The sequence below is a fragment of the Pseudoalteromonas sp. Ld19 genome (assembly GCF_045064135.1).
In the GTDB taxonomy this organism is placed as follows: domain Bacteria; phylum Pseudomonadota; class Gammaproteobacteria; order Enterobacterales; family Alteromonadaceae; genus Pseudoalteromonas; species Pseudoalteromonas aliena.
This window is the reverse complement of sequence record NZ_JBISHA010000018.1, coordinates 250,877-277,862: the sequence shown is the minus strand read 5'-3', so window position 1 is coordinate 277,862 and position 26,986 is coordinate 250,877. Positions and strand designations below refer to the sequence as shown.

The 26,986-nt window shown below is 40.0% G+C and carries 26 protein-coding genes; 13 read left to right on the top strand and 13 right to left on the bottom strand.

The window, feature by feature from the left end; translation table 11 throughout:
* Window positions 1-3: 3 nt before the first annotated feature.
* The 5 genes from ACJJVZ_RS09090 to ACJJVZ_RS09070 form a co-directional block, all read right to left on the bottom strand.
* Complete coding sequence (locus ACJJVZ_RS09090; RefSeq protein WP_405599877.1) at window positions 4-912, bottom strand: ABC transporter ATP-binding protein; 909 nt, start codon at window positions 910-912, stop codon at window positions 4-6.
* Window positions 909-1,736, bottom strand: a complete 828-nt coding sequence (locus ACJJVZ_RS09085) for an ABC transporter permease subunit (RefSeq protein WP_405599875.1) — start codon at window positions 1,734-1,736, stop codon at window positions 909-911. The genes ACJJVZ_RS09090 and ACJJVZ_RS09085 overlap by 4 nt, the downstream gene beginning before the upstream one ends.
* 143 nt (window positions 1,737-1,879) lie before the next feature.
* Window positions 1,880-3,061: a cystathionine beta-lyase gene (locus tag ACJJVZ_RS09080; protein WP_405599873.1), complete on the bottom strand. Its 1,182-nt coding sequence runs from the start codon at window positions 3,059-3,061 to the stop codon at window positions 1,880-1,882.
* Between the two features lie 9 nt (window positions 3,062-3,070).
* Window positions 3,071-3,991: an NAD(+) diphosphatase gene (nudC, locus tag ACJJVZ_RS09075; protein ID WP_077538986.1), complete on the bottom strand. Its 921-nt coding sequence runs from the start codon at window positions 3,989-3,991 to the stop codon at window positions 3,071-3,073.
* 173 nt (window positions 3,992-4,164) lie between these two features.
* On the bottom strand, window positions 4,165-4,668 hold the full coding sequence (locus ACJJVZ_RS09070) for an NYN domain-containing protein (protein WP_010555312.1): 504 nt from the start codon (window positions 4,666-4,668) through the stop codon (window positions 4,165-4,167).
* A gap of 137 nt (window positions 4,669-4,805) precedes the next feature.
* On the opposite strand from ACJJVZ_RS09070, the gene ACJJVZ_RS09065 reads away from it, so the two are divergent.
* Window positions 4,806-5,429, top strand: coding sequence for a hypothetical protein (locus tag ACJJVZ_RS09065; RefSeq protein WP_193154378.1), 624 nt, complete (start codon window positions 4,806-4,808; stop codon window positions 5,427-5,429).
* Window positions 5,429-6,184 (top strand): DUF3307 domain-containing protein, encoded by a 756-nt coding sequence (locus ACJJVZ_RS09060; protein ID WP_405599870.1) that lies wholly within the window; start codon window positions 5,429-5,431, stop codon window positions 6,182-6,184. Before ACJJVZ_RS09065 ends, ACJJVZ_RS09060 begins: the two co-directional genes overlap by 1 nt.
* A 125-nt stretch (window positions 6,185-6,309) precedes the next feature.
* Here the strand turns inward: ACJJVZ_RS09060 and ACJJVZ_RS09055 are convergent, their stop codons facing one another.
* Both ACJJVZ_RS09055 and ACJJVZ_RS09050 read right to left on the bottom strand, forming a co-directional pair.
* Window positions 6,310-7,704: a DEAD/DEAH box helicase gene (locus ACJJVZ_RS09055; protein ID WP_008172585.1), complete on the bottom strand. Its 1,395-nt coding sequence runs from the start codon at window positions 7,702-7,704 to the stop codon at window positions 6,310-6,312.
* A gap of 199 nt (window positions 7,705-7,903) precedes the next feature.
* Complete coding sequence (locus ACJJVZ_RS09050; protein WP_149615410.1) at window positions 7,904-8,743, bottom strand: isopenicillin N synthase family oxygenase; 840 nt, start codon at window positions 8,741-8,743, stop codon at window positions 7,904-7,906.
* Window positions 8,744-9,010: 267 nt separating this feature from the next.
* On the opposite strand from ACJJVZ_RS09050, the gene ACJJVZ_RS09045 reads away from it, so the two are divergent.
* A complete protein-coding gene (locus ACJJVZ_RS09045; RefSeq protein WP_405599868.1) occupies window positions 9,011-10,213 on the top strand; it encodes an alpha/beta fold hydrolase in 1,203 nt (400 codons plus the stop codon).
* A 58-nt stretch (window positions 10,214-10,271) separates the two neighbouring features.
* Here ACJJVZ_RS09045 and ACJJVZ_RS09040 read toward each other — a convergent pair whose 3' ends face one another.
* The gene (locus ACJJVZ_RS09040; RefSeq protein WP_405599865.1) at window positions 10,272-11,039 is read right to left on the bottom strand and encodes an alpha/beta hydrolase; all 768 of its coding nucleotides are present in this window, start codon (window positions 11,037-11,039) and stop codon (window positions 10,272-10,274) included.
* 129 nt (window positions 11,040-11,168) lie between these two features.
* Here ACJJVZ_RS09040 and ACJJVZ_RS09035 point away from each other — a divergent pair, with 129 nt between their 5' ends.
* A complete protein-coding gene (locus tag ACJJVZ_RS09035) occupies window positions 11,169-11,492 on the top strand; it encodes a hypothetical protein (protein ID WP_002959968.1) in 324 nt (107 codons plus the stop codon).
* A gap of 71 nt (window positions 11,493-11,563) precedes the next feature.
* Here ACJJVZ_RS09035 and ACJJVZ_RS09030 read toward each other — a convergent pair whose 3' ends face one another.
* The 3 genes from ACJJVZ_RS09030 to aspS all read right to left on the bottom strand — a co-directional run bounded on the left by ACJJVZ_RS09030 (window position 11,564) and on the right by aspS (window position 14,461).
* Window positions 11,564-12,154: a pentapeptide repeat-containing protein gene (locus ACJJVZ_RS09030; protein WP_405599904.1), complete on the bottom strand. Its 591-nt coding sequence runs from the start codon at window positions 12,152-12,154 to the stop codon at window positions 11,564-11,566.
* 20 nt (window positions 12,155-12,174) lie between these two features.
* Window positions 12,175-12,405, bottom strand: coding sequence for a hypothetical protein (locus ACJJVZ_RS09025; protein WP_138585234.1), 231 nt, complete (start codon window positions 12,403-12,405; stop codon window positions 12,175-12,177).
* A 277-nt stretch (window positions 12,406-12,682) separates the two neighbouring features.
* Complete coding sequence (aspS, locus tag ACJJVZ_RS09020; RefSeq protein ID WP_405599863.1) at window positions 12,683-14,461, bottom strand: aspartate--tRNA ligase; 1,779 nt, start codon at window positions 14,459-14,461, stop codon at window positions 12,683-12,685.
* Window positions 14,462-14,708: 247 nt separating this feature from the next.
* On the opposite strand from aspS, the gene ACJJVZ_RS09015 reads away from it, so the two are divergent.
* Both ACJJVZ_RS09015 and ACJJVZ_RS09010 read left to right on the top strand, forming a co-directional pair.
* The gene (locus tag ACJJVZ_RS09015) at window positions 14,709-15,557 is read left to right on the top strand and encodes a DUF72 domain-containing protein (RefSeq protein ID WP_138584610.1); all 849 of its coding nucleotides are present in this window, start codon (window positions 14,709-14,711) and stop codon (window positions 15,555-15,557) included.
* Between the two features lie 24 nt (window positions 15,558-15,581).
* Complete coding sequence (locus ACJJVZ_RS09010; RefSeq protein WP_193154398.1) at window positions 15,582-16,079, top strand: M48 family metallopeptidase; 498 nt, start codon at window positions 15,582-15,584, stop codon at window positions 16,077-16,079.
* 142 nt (window positions 16,080-16,221) lie between these two features.
* On the opposite strand, the gene ACJJVZ_RS09005 is transcribed toward ACJJVZ_RS09010, so the two are convergent.
* The gene (locus ACJJVZ_RS09005) at window positions 16,222-16,908 is read right to left on the bottom strand and encodes a DUF3334 family protein (RefSeq protein WP_405599858.1); all 687 of its coding nucleotides are present in this window, start codon (window positions 16,906-16,908) and stop codon (window positions 16,222-16,224) included.
* A 117-nt stretch (window positions 16,909-17,025) separates the two neighbouring features.
* Between ACJJVZ_RS09005 and cmoA the strand changes: the two genes are divergently transcribed.
* The 5 genes from cmoA to ACJJVZ_RS08980 all read left to right on the top strand — a co-directional run bounded on the left by cmoA (window position 17,026) and on the right by ACJJVZ_RS08980 (window position 21,343).
* Complete coding sequence (gene cmoA / locus ACJJVZ_RS09000) at window positions 17,026-17,751, top strand: carboxy-S-adenosyl-L-methionine synthase CmoA (RefSeq protein WP_138584608.1); 726 nt, start codon at window positions 17,026-17,028, stop codon at window positions 17,749-17,751.
* A gap of 12 nt (window positions 17,752-17,763) precedes the next feature.
* Entirely contained in the window at window positions 17,764-18,732 is a 969-nt protein-coding gene (cmoB, locus tag ACJJVZ_RS08995) for a tRNA 5-methoxyuridine(34)/uridine 5-oxyacetic acid(34) synthase CmoB (protein ID WP_405599854.1), read from the top strand.
* Window positions 18,733-18,901: 169 nt separating this feature from the next.
* Window positions 18,902-19,954 (top strand): phosphoribosylformylglycinamidine cyclo-ligase, encoded by a 1,053-nt coding sequence (gene purM / locus ACJJVZ_RS08990; protein WP_138584606.1) that lies wholly within the window; start codon window positions 18,902-18,904, stop codon window positions 19,952-19,954.
* Complete coding sequence (gene purN, locus ACJJVZ_RS08985) at window positions 19,954-20,601, top strand: phosphoribosylglycinamide formyltransferase (RefSeq protein WP_138584605.1); 648 nt, start codon at window positions 19,954-19,956, stop codon at window positions 20,599-20,601. The genes purM and purN overlap by 1 nt, the downstream gene beginning before the upstream one ends.
* Window positions 20,555-21,343 carry a DUF3108 domain-containing protein gene (locus ACJJVZ_RS08980; protein ID WP_404935926.1) on the top strand — a complete coding sequence of 263 codons (789 nt, stop codon included), beginning with the start codon at window positions 20,555-20,557 and terminating at the stop codon, window positions 21,341-21,343. Before purN ends, ACJJVZ_RS08980 begins: the two co-directional genes overlap by 47 nt.
* 75 nt (window positions 21,344-21,418) lie before the next feature.
* Here ACJJVZ_RS08980 and ACJJVZ_RS08975 read toward each other — a convergent pair whose 3' ends face one another.
* Window positions 21,419-22,183, bottom strand: a complete 765-nt coding sequence (locus ACJJVZ_RS08975; RefSeq protein WP_138586868.1) for a class II glutamine amidotransferase — start codon at window positions 22,181-22,183, stop codon at window positions 21,419-21,421.
* Window positions 22,184-22,946: 763 nt separating this feature from the next.
* Between ACJJVZ_RS08975 and ACJJVZ_RS08970 the strand changes: the two genes are divergently transcribed.
* Window positions 22,947-23,750 carry an SDR family oxidoreductase gene (locus tag ACJJVZ_RS08970; RefSeq protein ID WP_405599852.1) on the top strand — a complete coding sequence of 268 codons (804 nt, stop codon included), beginning with the start codon at window positions 22,947-22,949 and terminating at the stop codon, window positions 23,748-23,750.
* A gap of 775 nt (window positions 23,751-24,525) precedes the next feature.
* Window positions 24,526-26,982: an acyl-CoA dehydrogenase FadE gene (gene fadE, locus ACJJVZ_RS08965; protein WP_405599851.1), complete on the top strand. Its 2,457-nt coding sequence runs from the start codon at window positions 24,526-24,528 to the stop codon at window positions 26,980-26,982.
* Window positions 26,983-26,986 lie beyond the last annotated feature (4 nt).

The following is a 26,986-nucleotide window of genomic DNA, read 5'->3' as shown; positions in this document are numbered from 1 at the left end:
TCTTTATATGCTTTCTTGCTTAAATATTTGATTTTCTAGTGTGTGGCCATTAACTAATTGTCTATATTGCCAGTTATGCTGATGACAAAAATTTAGCAATACAACATCAAGCGGCTCGTCTGTTGGCTGATATTCAATAACATACTCTTTATGTTGACTCATATATACGCGACTCACTCCAGTAATTGCTTGAAGCTGTTGCTCAACATTTTGATAAGCTTCACTGAGCATTAATGTATAAAAGTGTTTATCGGTATTATTAGTTTTTGTTTGATGTTCGCTTAGTACACCTTTATCTAAATGAAGTACCTGTGAGCATAGTCGCTCAAGTTCAGTTAAATCGTGAGAGCTTAAAATAAAAGTAGCCTGTTCACTTAATTCAGATACCAGCTCGCGCACTTCTCTGGCATGAATCGGATCAAGCCCTGCCGTTGCTTCATCAAGCATGACAATTTCTGGTGAGCCAATAAGTGCTTGCGCTATCGTTACACGTTTACGCATACCGTGCGATAAGTCCCCTGCACGCTGCTTTGCAGTTTCTTTTAATCCCACTAAATCAAGTACACGTAGTGCTTCGGTTTGGCTTTGCTTGGCCCCCATGCCTTGTAACTTTGCATAAAAAGCGAGTTGCTTATCTATACTAAAGCGAGGGTCGAGCTGAGCATCTTGCGGTAGCGCACTTACCTTATTAAATAAAGCAGCACTGCCAGGCTTATGCCCTAATATTTCAAGACTGCCTTTACTTGGCGCTATATAGCCACATAACAAACTAAATAAGGTGGTTTTACCTGCACCATTTGGCCCAACAAGCGCCACTGGTGAGCCTTTGTTAATTTCAAAGTTCACATTATTAAGCGCCAATTTTGCACCGTACGATTTACTCAAACTGCTAGCTGTAATTAATGGTCTCATAGTGAGCTCCTTGCAAAAATACGTTGGGCAACGATAAGTAACACGGCGGTTTGAATAAGTGGAATACCCAACGCGCTTAATAATGGTAAATTTTGTCCGGCTAATAGCTCTATTTGCACACCCGGAAATAAATAATCAAGCATACTAAATGCGGGTATTTGCCATTCAAGTATGCCCACAACAATACCACCTGCCGCAAAGTATAAAATTGCCAGCACGATAGATAAACGCGATGATCGAGCAAAGGTATTTATTAACGTCATAAGTGCTACAAATGGGCATAAAGTAATCACTAATATTAAAAATATAGAAAACGCACGACCAAAACCACCAGCAAGTAAACTAGGATCTCTAAAGCCCAGCACTGCTAAAGTAGCTATAAGTGTTATACCCACCAAACACGCTAATACCGCCAATTGCCCTAAAAAACGACCAAACAGTATTTCAAAGCGAGTGGAGCGCAGTGATAAAAACCGAAGTGTACCACGCTCTCTATCACCTACCGTTTGGTCGCTACATATAAACAAGCCAAAAACAGGAAAGCTATAAAGCGCTATTAGCCAATACATAGCAAACTCAGATTCAGGCCAGTCTAGTAGTTTACTTAAACCAATGGAGCCTGATATATCACGCGCTATTTGCTCAAAATTGGGGGAACTGACGATGCTAACTGCTTGCCCTATTGGGTAGCGTAAAATTATAACCCACACTAGCGCAAAAGCAGCAAGAGCAATTAATCCACGTTTAGTTAAAAACATACGTACAAGCTCAAATCCCGCTATTTGCGTTAATCGCCCTACGTTTATCGGTAATGGTGTTGCCATTGACTATCCTTAATGACGTTTTATTTTCTGTGTATTTATCCACATTAAGTGTAAACATCTTGAATTACCAGCAAAAAAAAGCTCACCTATGGTGAGCTTTGTAACAATACATTTAAATGTAACAACATAAACTGTATTAAAAATTATAAATACTGTTTATAAACCTCAAGTGCTTGGCTTAAATCGCTAATTAAATCGTCTACATCTTCAAGGCCTATGTGCAGGCGAATAACCGGCCCTAAATCCCAGCCTGTATTTGAACGCAAGCCTTTCATGGTTAAATTAGCCGTTACTAAACTTTCAAAACCGCCCCACGAAAAGCCCATTTTAATATGCTCAAGACTATCTAAAAATTCATCAATCGCTTTTTGATTGCCGGTTTTCATCACAAAGGAAAACAACCCATTACTGCCATCAAAATCACGTTTAAAAAACGCATGCCCTGGGCATGTTGCAAATGCAGGGTGGCGAATATGATCAACAAGCTCATGTTGTTCAAGCCATTTAGCAACTTCTATTGCTGCTTTTTCATGTTGATTTAAACGCACACCCATTGTACGCAGGCCTCTAAGTGCTAAATACGCATCATCGGCACTGGTACATTGCCCTAGTAAGTACGAGTTTTCGCGCAAGGTTGGCCAATACTTTTTATTAGCAACAGCCACACCCATCATCACATCTGAATGGCCGACAATATATTTAGTTGCGGCTTGAACACTAATGTCTACACCGTGCTCTAGCGGGCGATAATGCAAGCCATTTCCGTAGGTGTTATCAAGCATGGTCATTACATTATGCTCATTGGCTACTTTTACCATAGCGGGTACATCTTGCACTTCCATCGTAATAGAACCTGGGGATTCTAAAAACAACACTTTGGTATTTGGCTGAATGTAATCTTTAATACCTGCGCCAATGGTTGGCGGGTAGAAGGTTGTTGTAATGCCCAATCCGGCTAAAATCTTATCGCAAAAATCGCGGGTAGGTTCGTATGCATTATCAACCATTAAAATATGATCACCGGTTTTTAAAAACGATAATAACACTTGGCTGATCGCTGCTGCGCCACAGGGATATAATGCACACCCTTCGCCGCCCTCAAGTTCTGTAATCGCTTCTTGTAGCGCAAAGTGTGTTGTTGTCCCTCGGCGCCCATAAAATAACGTTTTATCGCCACGGGTTTTAGCCGCTTCTTTTAAATCGGCTACGGTATCAAATACAATGGTAGATGCACGCTGTACAACGGGGTTTACTACGCCATGTGTATAGGCTTTTTTGCGCCCTGATGATACCAGCTGAGTGTTTTTATTACTTTTACTCGACATTGTTAATCCTTAAGGGTTTGTACGCCAATGCTCAATTAAATAACGAGAGATAGAATCGGTTCTAGGCAGCTTTAAATGCTCACCTTCTTCGTGCCAATTACCAAATTGTGCTAAGTCTTCACGACTAAACCATTTTGCATCGTCTAGCTCTTCTTTATCTACGTTAATTTGTTCAGACGTTGCCTCTGCAAAAAAACCAAGCATAATGGACGATGGGAACGGCCACGGTTGAGATGCAACATAACGTACGTTTCCAACCTCTATACCAGCCTCTTCTTTAACTTCACGCGCAACGGCTTGCTCAAGTGTCTCCCCAGGATCTACAAACCCAGCAAGCGACGAATACATACCAGCAGGCCACGCAGCTTGGCGACCTAACAAGCATCGCTCTACTCCATCAGCAAATACCTTAGTAACAACCATAATTACCGCAGGATCGGTGCGCGGAAATGTAGGATGCTTACAGTTTTCGTTTTCACACAACCGAGAGTGCCCAGCTTCCACTGAACGATTTTTACTACCACAACGTCCACAAAAACGATGCGTGGCATGCCAATAACATAAACCTCTCGCAAGGGCGGCTATTGAGGCATATTTAATGGTCACTTGAGGCCCATATTGGCGAATGTCAAAAAACTGCGCGTCCTCTATTAAAGGTGTAAGTACGCTTTCATCCAGATCAGAGACATCCAGTGCAAACACACCCTGTTTAGCATTGTTTAAACCAACAAAAATAGCACTCGTTAAATCTAAATGGGCCACTTGTTGATATCTTAAATAGCTTACTTTTGGGGTATCTTTAATAAATAGGGTTTGATTATTTTTAACTAAAACCCATTTACTTTGCGCCGACATTTGCGCTTTAAGCCACGATGGGTCTTTGCGAAAATTTGAGCCTCTGTCTAGTGGCATGTTGCTGTAATGAAGCATGTAAGTCCTTGGTAACTCGTTATGCTTTAAAATTACCATAATCATTTAGTAAACCCAATTGATTACAGTAATAAAAAAGCCTATATAAGGCTTAATTCATCTATTACGGCTTTGTATTAAAATCTCTCATGTTGCAGGCACTTAGCTTGCACTTTTTTAACTATTTTTTGCTGTTAAAGTAGCAAAGTATTATCAATTAAATGAAATTGCTCTGCGCTTTGTTTTAATACCTCAGCGGTTAACCTGTCGGCACCATAAACATCGCACGGTACATTATATTGATTTTTTAAATGTCCAAGTAACAAAGCAAAGTCACCATCGCCAGAGAGCAAAATAACCTTATCAAGATTTTTACCCTGCTCTAACATATCTATTGTTATGCCTACATCCCAATCGCCTTTAGCACTGCCATCACGGCGTTGAATAAATGGCTTTAGCTTTACCTCAAAACCAATCGCACGCAAAATATTTTGAAACTGATTTTGCTTTTCATCCCCTCGGTAAATTGCATATGCAAAAGCACATTCAATATTGTATTGCGCCTGCATTACTCGCCAAAACGCATTGTAGTCAAAGTTTTTTCCGTAACTCTCGCGGCACGTGTAATAAATATTTTGTACATCAACAAAAATACCGACTCGTGGTTTCGTGCTTTGCTGCTCGTTTTGTAAAGTCATTTAGTGTCCTAGTGAGGATTAATAGCAATTAAAATAAGTGTACCTTGCAATTTATATTTAAGTAACCTAAATTAGTTACATACTCTTATGTAACCAATATTGGTTACATATTAAAAAGTAACCATTTTGAGGTTTTTATGATTGGTGTGATCAGCGGCGATATTATTAAATCGCAAACTATCCCTAAGCAGCAGTACGATGCCATGCTTTACCAACTAGAGCAAAGTTTGCGAAATATTTCGGGTGAGCAAACACTTTGGAATATATATCGAGGCGATGCCTTTCAGTTACAAGTTAATAATCCTGAGCACCTTTTTAGAAATGCCATACTAGTGTATTTACACCTTAAATCCTCAGGTTATGAGCTACGCCAAAGCTTAGCGCTTGGGCAAATAGATAACCCACGCAGCGATATAAAAACAGCAACCGGCTCTGCTTTTACGCTTTCGGGGCAAGGCCTTGATAAAATAGGTAACCAACGCTTTGTTTTTAGTATTAACGAGCGGCAGCTCGATGAAAGCTTAAATCTTAATTTAGCCTTTGCTGACGTATTGCTCACTAAAATCACGCAAAAACAAGCAAATGCCCTTTATGTCTATTTAACATCACCAGACAACAGCCACGCTGCAATGGCTAAAGAGCTTAAAACCAGCCGTGAAAATGTAACTAAGCTACTAAATTTAGCGCACTACCAACTTATAGAACGCTTTATTAAGCACACACAACACGTTATAAAAAATATAATTAAAGGAGGTGAATAATGACGTTTTCACTTTTACTGGTCGCGCTTATTATTGGCCACTTACTCGCTGATTTTTACTGGCAACCTATGAGTTGGGTAAACGACAGAAACACCCGCCACTTTAAAGCCAATAAGCTTTATTTTCATGTACTAGTGCATGGTGTAACAAGTGCACTCATTATTACCGTGTGGGAATACACATTTGGGTGGCAGCAACTAAGCAGTGTTTTAATTGCCACAGCGAGCATTATGGTGAGCCATTACTTTATTGATATAGCTAAATCGTATTCTAATAAAGGCGTGGTGCCTTTCTTACTAGATCAAATAGCGCACATACTCGTTATTATTGCGCTCAGTATTTGGCTAACTGATAACAGTAGCTTTATGACAGCAATTAATAATATGCTCACTGATCCCAAAATACTGTGGGTGGTATGCGGTTATTTAATTATTTTAAGCCCCTGCGCCGTATTTATAAGAATGATGTTAGAGCGTTTAACAAGTAACTTTTCAAGTACTGGTAGCTTACCACTTGCAGGGCAAAGCATTGGTATGCTTGAGCGCGTACTTATGCTGAGCTTTATATTGCTTGACCAATTTGCAGGGCTTGGCTTTTTACTTGCCGCAAAATCGGTATTTAGGTTTGGCGATTTAAGTGCCAGTAAAGATAAAAAACTTACCGAGTACGTTATGCTCGGTACACTACTTAGCGTAAGTGTGACTTTATTTGTAGGTTTAGGTGTTAACTATTTAATCAGGCAGGAAATACAGTAAGTACAAATTACAGGCAATAAAAAACGCGCTGCTTCTATTTATTCAAAAGAAGGGAGCGCGTTTTTTGTATCAGCCTTTAACTAAATTCTAAATTAATTAAACGCCAACACAATCATTAATAATGATTAATCGTTATTTGTGCGACGACGGCGTTGGCCATTACCACCAACAGATTCACGCTTTGCCCATGGGTTTTGCGCGCTGTCATCTGTTTTAGCTGCTGGCTTTTTAGAACCACCACGGCGTGGGCCTGTACCATTACCACCATTGTTAGGCTTTTTACTGTTAGGCTTGCTGCTATCAGATTTAGGCTTATTAAAAGGCTGCTTTTTCTTAGGCTTTTTAGCCGGTAACGGACGAGCATCTAATGCGCGTTCAGCTACTGGGTTAATAGGCTCAAAACCATCTTCTTCAGCACGCGGAATAAGCTCGCCAATAAAACGTTCAATACCGTATAAATCAACAGCATCTTCTGTTGTTACAAACGAAATTGCATGACCCGATGCACCAGCACGGCCTGTACGGCCAATACGGTGAACGTAATCTTCATATACGTTTGGTAAGTCGTAGTTAACAACATGCGGTAATTCAACAATGTCTAAACCACGTGCAACAATGTCTGTTGCTACTAGTACACGTACTTCACCACTTTTAAAACCATCAAGTGCTTTAACACGTGCGCCTTGTGATTTATTACCGTGGATAGCCGCGCCTACAATATCATCGCGCTCTAGTTGTTTAACTAAGCGGTTAGCACCGTGCTTTGTGCGGCTAAATACTAACACTTGTTGCCAATCGTTAGTGCGAATCAAGTGGCTTAGCAATGCTGTTTTACGTGTTTTATCTACCGCGTAAACGCACTGAGTAACACTTTTAGCTGTGGTATTTTTTGCAGCAACTGAAATTTCAACAGGGTCATTAATTAGCCCTTTTGCTAGTGCACGAATTTCGTCAGAAAATGTTGCCGAAAACATCAAGTTTTGACGTTTAGCAGGCATTTTAGCAATTAAGCGTTTAATATCGTGAATAAAGCCCATGTCTAACATACGGTCAGCTTCATCGAGTACAAGCACTTCAACGCTATCAAATTTAACTGCATTTTGATTATGTAAGTCAATTAAACGACCCGGCGTTGCTACTAAAATATCAACACCTTTTCGAAGACGCTGCATTTGTGGGTTAATTTTAACGCCACCGTAAACTACAAACGAGCTCACATCTGAATGCTTAGCGTACTCTTCAACGTTTTCACTTACTTGCAAAGCAAGTTCACGTGTAGGCGTTAAAATAAGCGCACGTACGTGATTACTTTTAGCTTTAGGGCCCGACGACAAACGCTCAATAAGTGGTAATGTAAAACCAGCCGTTTTGCCAGTACCTGTTTGCGCAGCCGCCATAACATCACGACGTTCAATAATTGCAGGAATTGCTTGAGCCTGAATCGGCGTTGGCGTTTCATAGCCCTTTTCTAAAACCGCATTAACCAAAGACTGTGATAAACCTAAACCTTCAAAACTCATATAAACTCTCTTTTAAATAAGGCTACATTAGCCAGTTGCGCGCATTATACCTGTAGTAGCTAAGAATGCATGCCATTATTTGCGTTGCAGGCAATTGAGCATAGTTTATTAAAATTAAACCTTCGCTCAAGTTGCTCAAAATGCAAAAAACGGCCATAGGCCGTTTTTTGTTTATACTTAATTACTCTAAGTATTAGAGTTACTTAACACCTAACTCACGCAAACGTTCTTGCAAGTAGCTATCTGCCGTGTAGCGCTCTGACAACACAACATCTGGATGCGGGTGTAAAAATAACGGTAGTGAAATACGCGATTTAGTAGATGCTTTACCCGTTGGATTAATTACACGGTGAATTGTCGATGGGAAATACCCGCCCGACGCTTCTTGTAGCATGTCGCCGATATTAATAATTAAGCTGCCAAAATCACATGGCACGTCTAACCAACCGCCATCTGTTTTTTGAACTTGTAAACCAGGCTCATTAGAAGCTGGTAATACAGTCAATAAATTAATATCGCCATGGGCTGCTGCGCGAATAGCACCAGGCTCTTCATCACCCGTCATTGGTGGGTAATGTAGGATACGTAACAATGTTTGCTCAGAATCGGCAATCATGTCTTTTAAATCAATCGAAAACTTAGCACGTACATCGGCCGGCGCTTCAGCCTGAACCCAGCTTAACAACGTGCCCGCAAATTCACTTGCTAAACGGTAGTATTCACGTACATCAGCTTCAAGCTGGGCAGGAACGCGACCTTTAGGGTACACATGAAAGTACTCTTTAATGTCTTTTATTGTAAAGCCTTTCGCCACTTCCGATACTGAAGGCGGAAAGTAACCGTCTTGAGTGTCTTTAGAGAATAAAAAGTCGTGCTTTTGCTCTGAGTTAAAGAAGTCTTGCCAATTTTTGTAAATAGACTCAACTAAAGACTGTGGGATTGGGTGGTTTTTTAAAACGCCAAATCCAGTATTTCTTAACGATTCAACAAATTGTGCAGCCGCATCGGGAGCTTTATAATCAACAGTAGGTAATTGCATTGTACGTTCCAGTGAATAGGTTGTGTGAAGTGAGTTGCTTTCAATAGTGCTAAATTACTTATATAAAGTAGCAAAGCCTTCATTATAGCGCTATGTGAGGATAGACAAATGACCTCAAAAAAATAAGGACATATGTCCGCAAAGCTGCGCCACCATCGCTTGATTTGATCAAGATCAATTTACAAAAAAACGTTGAATTTGCAAGGTTTAGTACTTATATCTGGTCTACTATTGTAATGTATTTTATTTGTGTAAATAAGGCTTCTCATGCGACAAAAAGTATCTTTTAAAAGTGGTGATTTAGAACTTGCCGGCCAACTTGAACGCCCGTCTGGCGATATTAAGTTTTACGCGTTATTTGCCCACTGTTTTACATGTGGTAAAGACATAGCAGCAGCCACACGGATTAGCCGCGCATTAACACTACAAGGTATCGCGGTACTGCGTTTTGACTTTACAGGTTTAGGTAATAGCGATGGTGACTTTGCTAACAGTAACTTTTCATCAAACATTCAAGACCTAGTATCAGCGGCAAATCATTTACGTGAACATTTTGCGCCGCCGCAGCTACTTATTGGCCACAGTTTAGGCGGCGCTGCGGTACTTGCTGCTGCTGAGCATATTCCTGAAGTATCGGCTATTACAACTATTGGCGCACCGTCAGATGCGCAGCACGTAGCGCATAACTTTGCAGCACACCTTGATGAAATTAACGCAGCAGGTGAAGCTAAAGTAAACTTAGCCGGTCGTGAATTTACCATCAAAAAGCAATTTATTGACGATATAGCCAAGTACGATAAAAGCCACATTAGTAAACTTAAGCGCGCATTATTAGTAATGCACTCGCCTATTGATGCAACGGTAAATATTAGTGAAGCTGAAAAAATTTATGCATCAGCTAAGCACCCTAAAAGCTTTATTAGCCTAGATAACGCTGATCACCTTTTAACAAATAAAAACGATGCCGACTACGCTGCACAAATAATTGCAACGTGGGCAAACCGTTATGTTAAGTACGACAAAACAAAATACACGGCAAGTTTAACGGGTGGCAATGTACTCGTTGAAGAAAAAGACCATGTATTTACTCAGCACGTAAGCACAAAAGATCATACTTGGCTTGCAGATGAGCCAATAAAAGTAGGCGGTAAAAACTTAGGTCCCGATCCGTATCATCACTTATTAGCAGGGCTTGGTGCTTGTACGGCAATGACGTTGCGTATGTACGCTACACGTAAAAACTTACCACTGGAGCATGTAAAAGTAGAGCTTGATCACACTCGCGATTACAACAAGGATTGCAACGACTGCGAACAAACAGGTAACCTTGAGGCCATTACCCGTAAAATCACCTTACGTGGCGACTTAACTGAGCCACAGCGCCAGCGTTTACTCGAAATAGCCGACAAATGCCCTGTGCATAAAACACTGCATAATAACCCGGTTATTGTAAGTGAACTGGTAGAGTAACTACCATAAAATTAATATAGCGCAGGTAACACTGCGCTATGATTTAACTTTTATAAACCTAATTTTTACTATCTAAAAACGCCCCTACTTCTTTACTCATTCTATCCACCAGCCATTTTGGTCCACCATCGTACATATCATTATGGCGCGATTTTTCTATTAGTGTTTGTGTAACAGGAAACTTATCCAGCTCTGAATCGTTTAACAGCACATTCGCATCAGCTGGGTAATCATTACCGCGTAGTGTAAGCACGCGAATGTTTTTATTGCGTGGGATCAACATGCGGCGATGATCGAGCGTAATAATAGTGCGAACCTCGTTTGGATAAATAGAGCCGTATAACGCCGAAATATCCCCGCCGTTTGAGTGCCCAAATAAGGCGAGCTTTGTAAAATCATACGTTGGATATTTACTCGCGAGCTCATTAACTAAAAACTTAAGCGTTACTACACCACGATGCCAGTTTTCCATGCGAGTGGTTAAGTAAGGTTGCTCACGATTAAGGTAAGGGTCGGTTTTTAGTTCATGTGCTATAGCTACTGTTAAGTATCCGCGCTGATTGAACACATTACTAACAAACGTATATTCATTATGGCTAATCCCGTAGCCCGCATTAATAAACGCCACAGCGCATTTTACTTGTTTAGTGCACTTCGCACTGTTACTTGGTAGTGTAATATTGATAGGAATCGTGCGATTGCGGCTTTTATCAGTTATAACGTCATCGTTTGCAAATCTTGTTGTGCTTATTATTGGTGTACTTATTACTGGTGTACTTAGAGCTAGTGCGCTTAATATAAAAAGATTTTTAAGTGTTTTTTGCATATTTAAACTTATATAAATTATTGTTTTTAATTAAAAATAACTTTTACTTTATAGCTTTGCATTCTCTATTGTCAAACTATGCGATAATAGCCGCCATTGTTTTAATATATTTAGTAAAAGATCCAATAAATGAAATCATACAATAGCATTCAAGAACGTATAGAAATTTTAGAAGACAAACTAACAGCAATACATGACGAAATCGAAACACTAAAAACCCCTGCTAAAAACAACAATGAACGTATTATTTTTAAGTTTATTGAAACAGGCAGCACAGGTAAAACGAAGGATTTTGTTCGTGAGTTAGGTATTAAATCACCACGTGACGGTTTGTTTTCGTCAGGTGACGTTACAAAACTAATTAAAGATGGCGCTGAAGATATTTCACCAGCGTTATTAGAAATCGCAAGACAGCTTGCCAGTGCACGTAATAAAAATGGCCCAAGCCGTTAATTACGCAGTCACGCAGTATCTAGAAGCCCAGCCAAGCTGTCGCTTCTAGATATGTAACTATTTAAACTAAATTAATCACACAGCTCTATATTAAGGCTGCTAAGCAAATTAAGTGCTTCGAAGCGATCAAACTTAGCATTCGCTAAAATATTATTATTCAAATCTATATTAAACGCTGTAGCACCTACAAAATCACATTTTGTTAAGTTAGTTTGAAAAAACTCACTATCGCGAAAATCTGTTCCTGTAAATTCACTACCGCTTAAATCAGCGTGTCTAAAATCAACATTTTTAGCAAAGCAATGTGTTAGTTTGAGGGCTTTAAGGGTTAATTCAAAAAAAGAACTATTACTGAGCTCGCAATAATTAAAACTCACCGGTGCATTAATACTAAGCGCAGGCCAATCTACGTCAGCCCATTGCAAACTATTTAATTTACAGTGACTAAAATCCACATTTTCAAGCGAGCTGTAATTCCATTTAAGTGACGATAAATTACAGTTTTTAAAACTGCATTCTATAAATCGGCAATGTTTAAACTGACCGTCTGCAAAGTCGCAATCGGTAAATGTGCACTGTTCAAATTCTGAATTTTCAGTTGTTTGCTCTGCATGTTGCAAAGTACTAAATTGTTGTTCGAAATAATGAGTATGATTGGCAATTGGCACTGTTGACTTAATTTTTAATGAGCATAGGCGCTATTTTTAGGTAAATCTTTTCTTAGCGCAAGCACAGCAATAAAAATTAAACCAAATAGTGGGAATAATGCTAAGCATCCACCAACAAAGGCCAAAATGCTTGGCATGTTACTTTTACGCTTGCCGACTTTATAACTAATAAAGGCAAATATAGGGATGCAAAATAAAATGAAAAAAACTAAAAACTCACCAAATAGAGTTAAATTAACAGACATAGGAATTCCTTTTCATGATTGGTTAATACCAAACTGCATAAATCTGTGATCAATTTAACGAATTAAATTGCACTATAACGTCGTTAAAAATTTTTTATTTAGAACAACTAGATACAAAAATTTTTGCCTAGTTCTAGCGTAATTTTCTTAACGTTAAATAGACCCTATATATAAGCAGATTGGTATAAATTATGAACACCTCTAAATTTAAGCACAAAAAAACCCTTAAGCAAACAACTCAAGGGTTTTTATATTAATCGCTATTTGCTAAACAGAATTACTCTTCGCTAGAAGGCGCTTTTTCTACAACACTAATTGCAAGTTCAGCTAACGAATCAAGGTTAGGCTTACTTGGCGCGTTAGTTAATAAACACGACGCTTGTGTTGTTTTAGGGAAAGCAATAACGTCACGAATGTTATCAGTACCACATAAAAGCATAGCTAAACGGTCAAGACCAAATGCTAAACCAGCATGTGGTGGCGTGCCGTATTTAAGTGCATCAAGTAAAAAGCCAAACTTATCTTGTTGCTCTTGCTCGTTAATACCTAAAATTCTAAATGCGGTTTCTTGCATATCTGCATTATGAATACGTACCGAACCACCACCTACTTCGTAGCCATTTAATACCATATCGTAGGCATCTGAAATAGCCGCAGCTGGCTTTGCTTCAAGCTCACTGGCGTTAATGTCTTTTGGAGCTGTGAATGGATGATGCACAGCATGCAACGTGCCTTCGTCATCTTCTTCAAACATTGGGAAGTCTACAACCCAAAGTGGTGCCCAGCTATTAAGGTTAGTGATTTCTAAATCAACACCAATCTTAACGCGCAGTGCGCCCATAGCTTCATTTACTGTGTTGCGTTTATCAGCACCAAATAAAATGATATCGCCAGACTGTGCATTAGTACGTTCAAGCAATTTAGTAATTACGTCTTCGCTTAAAAACTTAGCCACTGGTGATTGAACGCCCTCAGCGCCCGCAGTGTGGTCATTTACTTTCATCCACGCCATGCCTTTAGCGCCGTAAATACCAATAAACTTAGTGTAATCGTCAAGTTGTTTACGAGAGAGCTTAGCGCCACCAGGAACAGTTAATACAGCAACGCGACCTTTTTCGTCGTTAGCAGGACCTGAGAAAACATTAAACTCTACGTCTTTCACTAAATCTGCAACATCAACTAATTTCATTGGGTTACGTAAATCTGGCTTATCAGAGCCGTACAGGCTCATTGCCTCGCTGTAAGGCATGATTGGGAAATCGCCTAAATCAACGTCTAACAATGTTTGCCACATTTCGCGGACCATTTTTTCAGTCATACCACGTACTTGATCAGAGCTCATGAACGAAGTCTCTATATCTATTTGGGTAAATTCTGGTTGGCGATCGGCACGTAAATCTTCATCACGGAAACATTTAACAATTTGGTAGTAACGGTCAAAACCCGACATCATCAACAATTGCTTAAACAACTGTGGCGACTGCGGTAATGCGTAAAAGCTACCTTTATGAACACGGCTCGGTACTAAGTAATCGCGCGCGCCTTCAGGTGTTGCTTTAGTAAGTACAGGTGTTTCGATGTCTAAAAAGCCGTTTTCATCTAAAAAGCGACGAACAAAGCTGCTTGCTTTAGCACGTAATTTAATACGGTCACTCATTTCTAGACGACGCAGGTCTAGGTAACGGTATTTTAAACGACGCTCTTCTGAGTTTACTTGGTTAAAATCAAGCGGTAATGGCTCTGAGCGGTTAATAATATTAAGCTCAGTACCTAAAATTTCAATCTCGCCAGTCGCCATGTCTTTATTTACTTGACTATCTGGGCGTGCACGTACAGTGCCTTTTAGCTGAACACAAAATTCTTGGCGAAGTGTGTTCGCTGAACTCATTAGCTCTTCAATGTCAGAGTCGAATACAACTTGCACTAAACCTTCTCTATCGCGTAAATCGACAAAGATAAGTCCACCAAGGTCACGTCGTTTGTTGATCCAGCCACATAGTTCTACTTCTTGATCTACGTGAGTTTTATTTAGCTGTCCGCAATATATAGAGCGCATAGTTTTCCTGTCAGATAAAAGGCTTAAACGGTTAAAGTTATTTGTTTTAAGGCGTGTGATTTAAAAAACAGGTCACCACAATACAAATAAAGCCGCTAGCAATCTAAAAATAATCAAATTAAGCTCTTCATTATACTCAACTAACATTAAGATGCTAGGGCGTGTACGGCTTTTACCCTTGAATTTACAGCAGCTCGTTTTGTTATTTGCTACACTATCGCCACTTTATAATAAGGCGCTAGTTTGTATGTTATATATTGGATGCCCACAGTGGTCGAGCAACGCATGGAAAGGCAATTTATTTTCAAGCCAATGTAAAAACGCCGATATGCTTAGCCAATACGCTCAGCATTTTAATTCAGTTGAAGGCAATACCAGCTTTTACGCCGATCCATCGCCAAGCACCGTGTTGCGCTGGGCAAACAGCGTTCCCGACGATTTTAAATTTACGTTTAAGTTTAATCGTCGCTTTAGCCACGAATTGCACCTTACTAATGTGCAAACCGAGCTTACTGATTGGCTAAACTTGTTTACTCCTATTTTAGAAAAAACTGGGCAAATCATGCTGCAATTACCTAAAGCATTTGGCCCTGACGACTTACCCAAACTCGCCCAATTTATTAGCCTATTACCAAAAGAGGTTAATTACGGTGTAGAGGTACGTCATACTGCGTTTTTTCAAAAAGGTGAAGCCGAAATAGCGCTTAATCAGTTATTAATGGCAAACAACATAAATCGCATATCGATGGATACTCGCGCCCTCTTTGCCGTAAAACCAACAACCGAAGCGCTAATAGATGCACAACAAAAAAAGCCGCATTTACCCGTGCATGCCATTGCTACAAGCACGCAACCCATGGCGCGCTTTGTTATAGCCGATTTACAAAACGACTATAAACCCTTTTATAAACCGTGGCTAAGTAAAGTAAAACAATGGCTTGATGAAGGAAAAACACCTTATGTGTTTTTTCATACGGCAGATAACCGAGAAGCGCCATTATTAGCAAGGCAGTTTTGTAAGGACCTTGGTTATAATCACAAAGCATTAAACCCATTTACTGGCGAAAAAGAAGCCCACCAGCAAGCACTTTTTTAAAAGTAAAACGACAGAGAAATAATAATGAGTGAATACGCACGTTACTTTACCGGCTACCCAGCTAACATTGTTGAGCAAGTATTAAGCCTTATAAGTAACAACAAGGTATGTGACTACTTACTTAAAAAGTATCCGCAAGCACACACTATTACCAGCGATAAACTACTTTATAGCTACGCCACAGAGCTTAAAAAACAGTATTTAAAAAACGCCCCACCGTTTGGTCGTGCGGCATTTAAAAAGCAAGGCGACATGATCACTAATGCACTTGGTACACATACGTATCGTATGCAAGGTAAAACCCGCAAACACGATTTAGCAATAAACAGCGACTTGCTGCGTGCCCCAGAGCCATTACTAAAAGCGTTAGTGGTACATGAGCTTGCCCACTTTAAAGAAAAAGATCACAACAAAAGCTTTTACCAACTGTGCTGCCATATGGAGCCGAGTTATCATCAGTTAGAATTAGATTTACGAATTTTTTGTGTGGTAGTGGCGATGGGGGCAAACCCTTATAACTAGATGCTTTACACTGAGCCTACATAATTTGCGATAAAAAGTTAATTGCGAAACTAAGATGCCTAGCAAAAACAGAAAAGCGCAATATAAAATCGCGCTTTTTGTTTTATCATTTATTACAAGCTACCAGCTTAAACGTTTCGCTTTAAAGCCCTAAGCCTGCCATGAAGTCGTCATCGTCATCATCTTGTCCAGAAGACGCAGCCGCTTTAGATTTTTCAGCTTGTTGCTTTGCTTCATTTTCAATGATGTCATCAGGGTCTATAGCTTCTATAATGTCAAAATCATGCAGTTTAATAAACTCAGTTTTATCCATAGCAAGCTCTAGATAAAAGATATTTTGCTTACTGGTGGTAAACGTTACGCGGCGGGCTTGTGGGCGATCCATCGTAGTATCTACCGAGATCTGAACTTGTTTGTTAATTGCCATCATTTTTGGCTGATTTTGCGTGATAGAGGTGTGTAATTGCTCGCGCACTTTTGAAGTAAAGTCGCCAACAATTTGGTTCATTAACTCACCTAACACGTTAGACACATCATCAGATAAATGGCTGTGCGCTATTTCTTCTTCAGGCATACCCATATTGCGCATGTAATCGCCATAAATTTCCATCGCAGCTTGCGAGGTAAAGTTTGTAATTACAAGACCGGTAAAACCACCATCAAACAATACAAAACAACCAATGTCTGGTCGCATACAAGTACGTGTTATTTTTTGAACCATAGCAGAATAACTAATGCCATTACCGCTGGCTGATGTAAGCACACCTGTTACCGAGTGACACAGGGTTGCTAAGATATCGTCTGTACTAATAACCTTACTTTTACTCATTTAATAATCTCTTTTTGTACTTATTATTCATAATTCTAGTCAAGCTACTGAATTTATCACTGACTATCCAGTATAAAATGTTAAAATAGCACTATTATTTTTAAAGAGACTGCTTTCGTGACCATAAAAGACAGTATTTATGCCTCTGAGCAACAAGTTAAAGACTTTAGTTTTGATCAAAATGTAGTCGAAGTATTCCCGGATATGATCCAGCGCTCTGTGCCTGGCTATGCCACTATTGTAAGTACGATGGGCAAACTTGCTGGGCAATATGCACAAAGTAATTCTAATTTATATGATTTAGGCTGCTCACTGGGTGCCGTCACGCTTAGCATGCGCCGTAACATTCGTACCGATAACTGCCATATAATAGCCGTAGATAACTCTCAAGCTATGGTTGAACGCTGTAAAGTACATTTACAAGGTTTTAAGTCTGATGTGCCAGTTACTGTCACTTTAGGCGATATTAATGAGCTTGAGATTCAAAATGCATCGGTTGTTGCAATGAACTTTACATTACAGTTTATTCCACATGCTCAGCGCCAAGCGGTGCTTGAAAAAATATACGCGAATTTAAAACCTGGCGGTGTATTGCTGCTAAGCGAAAAAATTAAAGCTGAAAATGAGCAATGCGATAATTTATTAATAGATTTGCACCACGACTTTAAACGTCACAATGGTTACTCTGAGCTTGAAATAAGCCAAAAGCGTACCGCTATTGAAAACGTAATGCGTCCCGACACACTCAGTACTCACGTTAATCGTTTAAGTGACATTGGCTTTAGCCAAACGCAAGTGTGGTATCAATGTTTTAATTTTTGCTCAATGGTAGCAATTAAATAAAGAGAGTTATTAATGTCTCAATGGTTTAATCAATTTTACGCATCTATTGCACAAAGCCCACTTAGCCACTGGTTAGAAACCTTACCTGCGCAATTAAAGCATTGGCAGTTAGAGGCAAGCCACGGCGATTTACCTAAATGGCAAAAAGTGCTTAAAAACTTGCCTGAGGTTTCAACACGTCATGTTGATATTTCTACTAAGGTAGAAATTGGCGCTGCTGGCGAAATAAGTGAAGGTGAACAAAAACAAGCACTGCATTTATTAAAACGCATGATGCCATGGCGCAAAGGCCCATTTAGTGTGCACGGTATTGAAATAAATACAGAGTGGCGCAGTGATTGGAAGTGGGACAGACTCCTACCGCATATTGAGCCACTAAAAGGCCGCACTGTTTTAGATATTGGTTGCGGCTCTGGTTATCATTTATGGCGTATGCGCGGTGAAGGTGCAGAATTTGTGGTGGGTATTGATCCATCTGATTTATTTTTATGCCAGTTTCAGGCTATTAAACACTACAACCCAGACGAAAATGTGCATTTACTGCCACTAGGCGTTGAAGCATTACCCGAGCTTAAAGCGTTTGATACGGTTTTTTCGATGGGCGTACTTTATCATCGTCGCTCACCTATCGACTTTTTGGCGCAGCTAAAAGCGCAGCTTCGCCCAGGCGGTGAGCTTGTACTTGAAACGTTGGTAATTGAAGGCGACGAAAACACAGTATTAGTCCCTACCGATCGTTACGCTAAAATGCGCAATGTGTGGTTTATTCCAAGTACTGCAGCACTAAAGCTATGGATGGAACGTGTTGGCTTTAAAGATGTGCAAATAAAAGATTGCGCTATTACTACTTTAGATGAACAACGTAAAACCGATTGGATGGAAAACGAGTCATTAATCGATTTTTTAGATCCAAACGATACCAGCAAAACCATTGAGGGTTACCCTGCTCCGCTTAGAGCCATATTAACGGCCAAAGCGTAAAACGTTAAAAGCACCTACGGGTGCTTTTTTGTGTAATTAACAACCTAACAGCGGACAAGTGTCCTTGTTAATTATTTCAAAGGTATATTTGCGCTAGCCGCGCTGTTGCAATTGTTGTAAAATACGCGCGTTTCTAAGCAACCCAAAACAACTATTTTGAGGAAAACCTGTGAGCGAACAAAAACAGTCTCTTAGCTATAAAGACGCGGGCGTAGATATCGACGCTGGTAATGCACTTGTTGAGCGTATTAAAGGCGTAGTTAAAAAAACGCGTCGTCCTGAAGTGATGGGCGGAATTGGTGGTTTTGGCGCACTTTGCGAAATTCCTGAAGGTTATAAGCAACCAGTACTCGTTGCAGGCACAGATGGCGTAGGTACTAAACTACGTTTAGCAATCGATTTAAAAAAGCACGATACGGTTGGTATTGATTTAGTTGCGATGTGTGTAAACGATTTAATAGTTCAAGGTGCTGAACCCCTGTTTTTCCTAGATTACTATGCAACAGGTAAGCTAGATGTAGACACAGCAGCCGACGTAGTGACAGGTATTGGTAAAGGGTGTGAAATTTCAGGTTGCGCCCTAATTGGTGGCGAAACAGCTGAAATGCCAGGTATGTATGATGGTGAAGACTACGACATGGCAGGTTTTTGTACAGGCGTTGTAGAAAAATCAAAAATTATTGATGGCACAAAAGTAGCCGCAGGCGATCAGCTTATTGCCCTTGCGTCAAGCGGCCCTCATTCAAATGGTTTTTCTTTAATTCGTAAAGTCCTTGAAGTGTCAAACGCAGATACCAGCGCTGACTTTGAAGGTAAAACATTAGGCGAAACCTTACTTGAGCCTACGCGTATTTACGTTAAGCCTTTACTTGAGTTATTTAAAAGCGTTGACGTACATGCTCTTTCGCACATTACTGGCGGCGGTTTTTGGGAAAACATTCCACGCGTATTGCCTGCGTCGGCAAAAGCTGTTGTTAAAGGGGATAGCTGGCAGTGGCCACCTATTTTTAACTGGTTACAGGAAAACGGCAACATTACTACACATGAAATGTACCGTACATTTAACTGTGGTGTAGGCATGGTTTTAGTGGTCCCTGCAGATAAACTTGAACAAAGCTTAACAATGTTAAAAGGCTTGGGCGAAAACGCTTGGCACCTTGGTGAAATTCAAGACGCAGCCGCTGGCGAAGAACAAGTTGAAATTGTAGGTGGTGCTAAGTAATGGCACCCACTCGTCTGGTAGTTTTGATCTCAGGTAGTGGCTCTAATTTACAAGCCATCATAGATGCCTGCGAACGTGGCGAGATAAACGGACATATAGCGGCTGTTATTAGTAACAAAGCAGACGCTTATGGCCTAGAGCGCGCTAAACAAGCAGGTATTGCCACAAAGGTGCTCAGTCATAAAGATTTTGACTCGCGCGAAGCGTACGACGCGCAATTAATGAACATTATCGATTCTTTTATGCCGAATCTAGTTGTATTAGCTGGGTTTATGCGTATTCTTACTCCTAGCTTAGTGCAAAAATATGTTGGAAAAATGTTGAACATTCATCCATCTTTGTTGCCTAAGTATCAGGGGCTGAATACCCACCAAAGAGCAATTGATGCAAAAGACGATGTTCATGGCGTAAGTGTTCATTTTGTTACTGAAGAATTAGACGGCGGTCCCGTTATACTTCAGGCGCAAATACCTGTACTCAAGGACGATACAGCAGACACATTAGCAAAACGCGTGCATGAGCAAGAGCATATAATTTATCCTTTGGTGGTCAAATGGTTCAGTGAACACAGACTTACTATGGAAGCAGATTATGCAGTTCTTGACAAAAAACAACTTCCTGCACACGGCGCGCACTACCCACAATAAAAAAATAAGTGCCTTGCTATTATGTGCGGGCGCTTTACTTCCAACTAGCCTGATTGCAGGCGAATTGACCCAGTATCAAGCTAACTATGATATTTTGCGTAAAGGTAAAAATCATGGTGAAGCTGTGCGTGAGCTCAAAAAAATAGCCGACAATACTTACCAGTTAACATACCACAGTAATATTGAGTGGATGATTTTCTCTGACTCTCGTGAAGAAACATCAAAATTTACTTTTCAAAATGGCAAGGTTACTCCGCATCATTACTCGATGATCCGCACCGGTACAGGCCCAGATAAAGACTACAAAATAGACTTTGATACGCAAAATAAAGTAGTCACTAGCAGCAGTAGTGAATACCCACTTGAATGCGAATGGACAGATGATTTTCAGGACGCTATTTCATATCAAGTGCAAGTACGCGAAGGCTTAAAAAAAGGTGAAACAAGTTTTTCATTCCCACTGATTGATAAAAAAGGTAATCGTCGCGACTATAACTTTGAAGTTGTAGGAAAAGAGATGATTCCGTTACCAATCGGAAACGTAGATACAATTAAAGTGAAGCGTTTATACGATAACGATAAACGCCAAGCTATTGCATGGTTTGCACCAGAGATGGATTACATGTTAGTGCGTATGTGGAAAGGTGAAAAAGGTACAGAGCAATTTGAAGTACAAATGAATTCCTTTACAGTTACCCAGCCAACTGCTGTTACAGCAGCGCCGACACCTGTCCAACAATAGCTATTTAGCCTGAACTCTGGATAATCAACCTATCTCGAGCAGCTATTTTCAGGTTATTTAAATAAAATGGGTGAGTTATATAAGTTCACCCATTTTAAATAACACAAACTCCCCTGGCTGCATTTTTTGCCATCGCTCATCATTAGTCAAAGGCCTTGTGGCTATCACTGTTACTACATCGTTTGGTGTGGTTTCTTGTTGAAAATCAACCACCATATCGGCATCAATTAATGTTGCTTTACCAAATGGCGCACGGCGCGTTATGTAATGTAAGTTATTAGTGCAATAAGCTAAAACAAATACGCCATCGGTAAGTAGCATATTAAACACCCCTTTTTCACGCAGTGTATGCGAAAGCTTAGCGGCATATCTGAAAACCGACGCCATATTACTTGGACGCTTAGGGTATTTTTCGCGAATTTTATCAAGCAACCAACAAAACGCCAGTTCGCTATCGGTATTTCCCACCGGACGATAATATTCTGTTTTTAAATCATGATAATTAGACAATTGCCCATTGTGTGCGTATGTAATCTCGCGCCCCCACAACTCACGTGTAAATGGATGAGTGTTTTCTAGGCATACTCGCCCGCGGTTACCTTGGCGAATATGGCTAATTACTGACACACTTTTAATAGGGTATGCTTTAACCAGCTTTGCAATTTCGGACTGATAACTCGGCTCAGGATCTTTAAAGGTTCTACAGCCTTTACCCTCATAAAAGGTAATACCCCACCCATCTTTGTGAGGTCCCGTATTCCCACCGCGCTCTAAAAGGCCTGAAAAACTAAAACAGATATCAGTAGGCACATTGGCTGACATACCAAGTAACTCACACATAAAATAAATTAACCTTTAAGTTTATATAGTTAAAAAATTAACCGAAGTAAAAAACCATTAGTGATCACAGTTTTGGTCACACATATATTCTTGTAATTGCTATATTATACCAATTCGCTTAATTTAAATGCTCTATTTTAAGGTGAGAAAATCGTGTCAATAACAAGGCAAAAAATTCGTTCTCTAGTTGCTCTTGGTAATTGCTCCTGTATTGCTCTATCTCCTGCATTCATGCAGTCGTTAGCGTCAGGTTTAATCCCTCAAATTAATTAACCTGAACTTTGGTTAAGAGATTTACTAACGTATTAAATAATGGTGATATTTAAATTTATTTTCTCTAGCCAGAGATTTTCAGTGAAAACAAGGCGAATTTACGCGTCAATAGCGGGCCTATTGCAAGTAAATTCAACGCAGTTAGCGCTGAAAATAGCTGCTCGAAATAGGTTTATACCAATCTGCTTATATATGGGGTCTATTTAACGTTAAGAAAATTACGCTAGAACTAGGCAAAAATTTTTGTATCTAGTTGTTCTAAATAAAAAATTTTTAACGACGTTATAGTGCAATTTAATTCGTTAAATTGATCAAAGATTTATGCAGTTTGGTATTACTATCCAGAGCTCAGATTAATTAGGTATTATTGCAAATGGGTATTACATATCCTGAATTCAGGGTACTTATTTTCAAAAATTTAATACAGTTATTTTAGAGTAAACACACTTAATTCGCATACCATTAAACACGTCATAATGAAGGAGCAATAATGCATAGATTAAAAGAAAAAGTGGTCTTAGTGACTGGCGCTGCGAGGGGAATTGGGCAAGCTATTGCACAATTATTTTGTGACGAAGGTGCAACTGTAATCCTCAGCGACATTAATGATGAACTAGGCCAAACAGTGTCATCTTCTATAAAAGGTAAAGCTGAGTATCACCATTTAGATGTTTCAAAGGTCGATGACTGGGAATTGATAAGACGTTATATTGAAAGCAAATATGGCAGACTTGATGTATTAATTAATAATGCAGGAATTACGGGATTTCTTGAAACAACAGGGCCTCATGATCCAGAAAATCTAAATATTGAGAGCTGGCATAAGGTGCACAGCGTTAACTTAGATGGTGTCGCTCTAGGGTGTAAAACGGCGATCGCATTGATGAAAAAGTCAACATCAGCAAGCATTGTGAATTTATCGTCTCGCTCTGGCATTGTTGGTATACCTGGAGCCGCAGCTTATGCATCAAGTAAAGCTGCAGTAAGAAATCATAGCAAAACAGTCGCCTTATATTGTGCACAAAACAATTACCCTATTCGCTGCAATTCAATACATCCAGGCGCAATTTTAACGCCAATGTGGGATGCAATGCTAGGTGAAGGAGATGCCAGAGAGTCAGCCATTAAAGCAATCTCTAGTGATATTCCATTAAATACCATGGGAGACGCTAAAGATGTTGCATATGCAGCACTTTACTTAGCTTCTGACGAATCGAAATATGTGACCGGAATTGAACTCAATGTTGACGGTGGTATTTTAGCGGGTAGCTCTGCTTCACCATCAGAAGAATAGTTCAAAAAAATATTTTTATCTGGATCTCTCAACGTTAGGGCATGTTGACCTTTGTGGATTGAAATTTGTTCAATCTGGGGGCAGTTGAATCGCGGCGCGAGGTTTGTAACCGAGTGGGCTAAGTAAAAACCGAGCAACAAAGAGTCAACCGTCCCTAGAATAAATCCAAAGGGCAGCACATGTTTGGCATTTATGCTGCGTTCTCGCCTATTTATGGGGAACAACCACACATCATAGGATCTGCCTTGCTTAAATACCAAACAGCCTGCTGAAAATTCAACCACCAAAGGTCATGTGCCCTAAGATCTATCGCCATTTCCAACACTCTGTTTGAGTCAGTATTCATAATGTAATAATAAACAGTGACACCGATTTTGTTATAAGATCATAAAATTATAGTTATGATCAACCTTAGCGCGCATAATAATACCAATTGCATCAAATGGTGATCTATTATAGCGCGAAGAAAATAGCACAATAACAAGGCGAAAATTGTGACATGCCGTTGTTCTATATGAATAATTTTCAACGCAGTTAGTGAATTATTTAATGCGATAGAATGATCATGTTTTTAATAAAATTGGTATATATATGCTGCCAAGGTTTAACCCACAAAGCTTTATTTATATAGCTAAGGTTTATCGTGCCGACTTTAGGTAAACTAATCTCGCCCTTTAACTATTTTTACTATAATTTAACGCTTCAATGTACTTGAAAATTACTGTCACTAGCGCTACTCTAAGTGAGGTGGTCTGACCTCTATTAAGGAATAAAAATGACACTCATATTTACACTCGGTTTAATCGTACTGCTTTGCACTGCGATTTACCACAGAGCGAGTTGGAACACAGCACTTGGTGTTTCTGCCGCAACCCTACTTATAGGTACCTTCGCCGGTGCTTTTGGTTTAATTAGCTGGTTGATCTTCTTGGTCATCGCGGTTCCTCTTTCTGTTACTGGCATTCGTCAGCAATATATCATCAAGCCAATTTTTGCTACGTTTAAAAAAGTAACGCCAAGCATGTCTGATACTGAAAAATCAGCCATTGCCGCCGGTACAACGTGGTGGGAAGCAGATTTATTTTGCGGTAACCCTGATTGGAAAAAGCTTCATCAATACCCTGTACCTAAGCTTACAATTGAAGAACAAGCTTTTGTCGATGGCCCAGTTGAAGAAGTGTGTGCCATGTTGGATGATTGGGAAGCAACACACGAACTAACCGACCTTCCACAAGATGTATGGCAATATCTAAAAGATAATAAATTCTTTGCTATGATCATCAAAAAGGAATACGGCGGTTTAGAGTTTTCTGCATTTGCACAATCATGTGTACTTCAAAAACTAACAAGTAAATCAACGTTACTCTCGTCAACTGTTGGCGTACCTAACTCTTTAGGCCCTGGTGAATTATTACAACACTATGGAACAAAAGAGCAAAAAGACCATTACTTACCGCGTTTAGCTAGCGGCCAAGAAATCCCTTGTTTTGCCTTAACCTCACCAGAGGCGGGCTCTGATGCAAGCTCTATCCCAGACTACGGTGTGGTGTGTAAAGGACAATGGAATGGTGAAGAAGTTGTGGGTATTAGCTTAACGTGGAACAAGCGTTATATTACACTTGCACCCGTTGCAACCGTACTTGGTCTTGCATTTAAATTACAAGATCCAGATGGCTTAATTGGCGACAATAAAGAGCCAGGCATCACCTGTGCACTTATCCCAACAGATACTCCTGGAGTTGAAATTGGTCGTCGACACTTTCCGCTTAACGTACCATTTCAAAATGGTCCTACTCGCGGTAAAGACATTTTTGTACCACTTGATTACATTATTGGTGGGCCAGATATGGCTGGTCAAGGCTGGCGCATGCTGGTTGAATGTTTATCGGTTGGTCGTGCAATTACATTGCCGTCAAACTCTGCCGGTGGCATTAAAATGATTGCTGTAGCAACGGGTGCTTATAGTCGCATTCGTCGTCAGTTCCGTTTACCTATTGGTAAAATGGAAGGTGTTGAAGAGTCACTAGCTAAATTAGCTGGTTATGCTTACAGCTCTGATGCTGCGGTTAGTATGTCTACGGGCGCGGTTGATTTAGGCGAAAAACCATCGGTTGTGTCTGCCATTATTAAATATCACCTTACAGAGCAAATGCGTGATGCAACGATTCATGCAATGGACGTACTTGGTGGTAAGGGCATCATGCTTGGGCCAAATAACTATTTAGGTCGTGGCTATCAAGGTGCACCTATTGCCATTACTGTTGAAGGTGCAAACATCTTGACCCGTAATATGATTATTTACGGTCAAGGTGCAATTCGCTGTCATCCATTTGTACTTACCGAACTAGGTGCGTGCGAAATTGAAGACCGCGAAGAAGCGCTTAATGTATTTGATAAAGCGCTAATGGGTCACATTGGCTTTACTATGTCAAACCTTGTACGTACTAAGTGGCTTGCACTTACTGGTGCTCGCTTTACAAGTGTGCCGTACAACGACGAAACCGCTGAGTTTTATCGTATTGCGTCACGCTTTAGTGCATCGCTTGCACTTATGTCAGACATAAGCATGGCTGTATTTGGCGGATCACTAAAACGTAAAGAACGTATTTCTGCACGTTTAGGTGATTTACTAAGTTACTTATACTTAGTGTCTGCAACGCTTAAGCGTTACAACGACGAAGGCCGTAAAAAAGAGGATTTTGCTCTAGTAAAATGGAGTTGCCAAGATCATCTTTACCATTGCCAACGTGCACTTGCTGACTTAATCAATAACATGCCTTCTGCACCACTACGTGGCGTATTAAAAGTATTGTTATTCCCATTTGGCCGCCCAGTACGCAAACCAACTGATCAGCTTGAGCATAAACTTGCTAAGTTACTTCAAGTACCAAGCGAAACACGTAATCGTTTAGCAAGTTACATATACTTAAAAAATGAGCCACTTAACCTTGTAGGTCGTCAAGAGCAAACGCTTAAAGATATCCTTGAGGTTGAACCGTTATTTGACCGTGTATGTAAAGAAAAAGGCCTTAAACTTCCATTTTTCCAGCTGGATAAAGTAGCGCAAATGGGACTAGAAGCTGGCATATTAAGCCAAGCAGAAGCTGATAAACTTGCTGCTGTTGAACAGTCTCGTTTAGATGTTATTAACGTTGATGACTTTGACCCTGCTGACTTACTTGCAGGTAAAGCCGCGCGTAATAGCGTAGTAAAAAATGCTGATGCGGCTTAACTAA

Bases quoted from the DNA above. Each gene is read 5' to 3' on its own strand.
- ACJJVZ_RS09090 (WP_405599877.1), bottom strand. From the start codon at position 912: ATGAGACCATTAATTACAGCTAGCAGTTTGAGTAAATCGTACGGTGCA.
- ACJJVZ_RS09085 (WP_405599875.1), bottom strand. From the start codon at position 1,736: ATGGCAACACCATTACCGATAAACGTAGGGCGATTAACGCAAATAGCG.
- ACJJVZ_RS09080 (WP_405599873.1), bottom strand. From the start codon at position 3,061: ATGTCGAGTAAAAGTAATAAAAACACTCAGCTGGTATCATCAGGGCGC.
- nudC (WP_077538986.1), bottom strand. From the start codon at position 3,991: ATGCTTCATTACAGCAACATGCCACTAGACAGAGGCTCAAATTTTCGC.
- ACJJVZ_RS09070 (WP_010555312.1), bottom strand. From the start codon at position 4,668: ATGACTTTACAAAACGAGCAGCAAAGCACGAAACCACGAGTCGGTATT.
- ACJJVZ_RS09065 (WP_193154378.1), top strand. From the start codon at position 4,806: ATGATTGGTGTGATCAGCGGCGATATTATTAAATCGCAAACTATCCCT.
- ACJJVZ_RS09060 (WP_405599870.1), top strand. From the start codon at position 5,429: ATGACGTTTTCACTTTTACTGGTCGCGCTTATTATTGGCCACTTACTC.
- ACJJVZ_RS09055 (WP_008172585.1), bottom strand. From the start codon at position 7,704: ATGAGTTTTGAAGGTTTAGGTTTATCACAGTCTTTGGTTAATGCGGTT.
- ACJJVZ_RS09050 (WP_149615410.1), bottom strand. From the start codon at position 8,743: ATGCAATTACCTACTGTTGATTATAAAGCTCCCGATGCGGCTGCACAA.
- ACJJVZ_RS09045 (WP_405599868.1), top strand. From the start codon at position 9,011: ATGCGACAAAAAGTATCTTTTAAAAGTGGTGATTTAGAACTTGCCGGC.
- ACJJVZ_RS09040 (WP_405599865.1), bottom strand. From the start codon at position 11,039: ATGCAAAAAACACTTAAAAATCTTTTTATATTAAGCGCACTAGCTCTA.
- ACJJVZ_RS09035 (WP_002959968.1), top strand. From the start codon at position 11,169: ATGAAATCATACAATAGCATTCAAGAACGTATAGAAATTTTAGAAGAC.
- ACJJVZ_RS09025 (WP_138585234.1), bottom strand. From the start codon at position 12,405: ATGTCTGTTAATTTAACTCTATTTGGTGAGTTTTTAGTTTTTTTCATT.
- aspS (WP_405599863.1), bottom strand. From the start codon at position 14,461: ATGCGCTCTATATATTGCGGACAGCTAAATAAAACTCACGTAGATCAA.
- ACJJVZ_RS09015 (WP_138584610.1), top strand. From the start codon at position 14,709: ATGTTATATATTGGATGCCCACAGTGGTCGAGCAACGCATGGAAAGGC.
- ACJJVZ_RS09010 (WP_193154398.1), top strand. From the start codon at position 15,582: ATGAGTGAATACGCACGTTACTTTACCGGCTACCCAGCTAACATTGTT.
- ACJJVZ_RS09005 (WP_405599858.1), bottom strand. From the start codon at position 16,908: ATGAGTAAAAGTAAGGTTATTAGTACAGACGATATCTTAGCAACCCTG.
- cmoB (WP_405599854.1), top strand. From the start codon at position 17,764: ATGTCTCAATGGTTTAATCAATTTTACGCATCTATTGCACAAAGCCCA.
- purN (WP_138584605.1), top strand. From the start codon at position 19,954: ATGGCACCCACTCGTCTGGTAGTTTTGATCTCAGGTAGTGGCTCTAAT.
- ACJJVZ_RS08975 (WP_138586868.1), bottom strand. From the start codon at position 22,183: ATGTGTGAGTTACTTGGTATGTCAGCCAATGTGCCTACTGATATCTGT.
- ACJJVZ_RS08970 (WP_405599852.1), top strand. From the start codon at position 22,947: ATGCATAGATTAAAAGAAAAAGTGGTCTTAGTGACTGGCGCTGCGAGG.
- fadE (WP_405599851.1), top strand. From the start codon at position 24,526: ATGACACTCATATTTACACTCGGTTTAATCGTACTGCTTTGCACTGCG.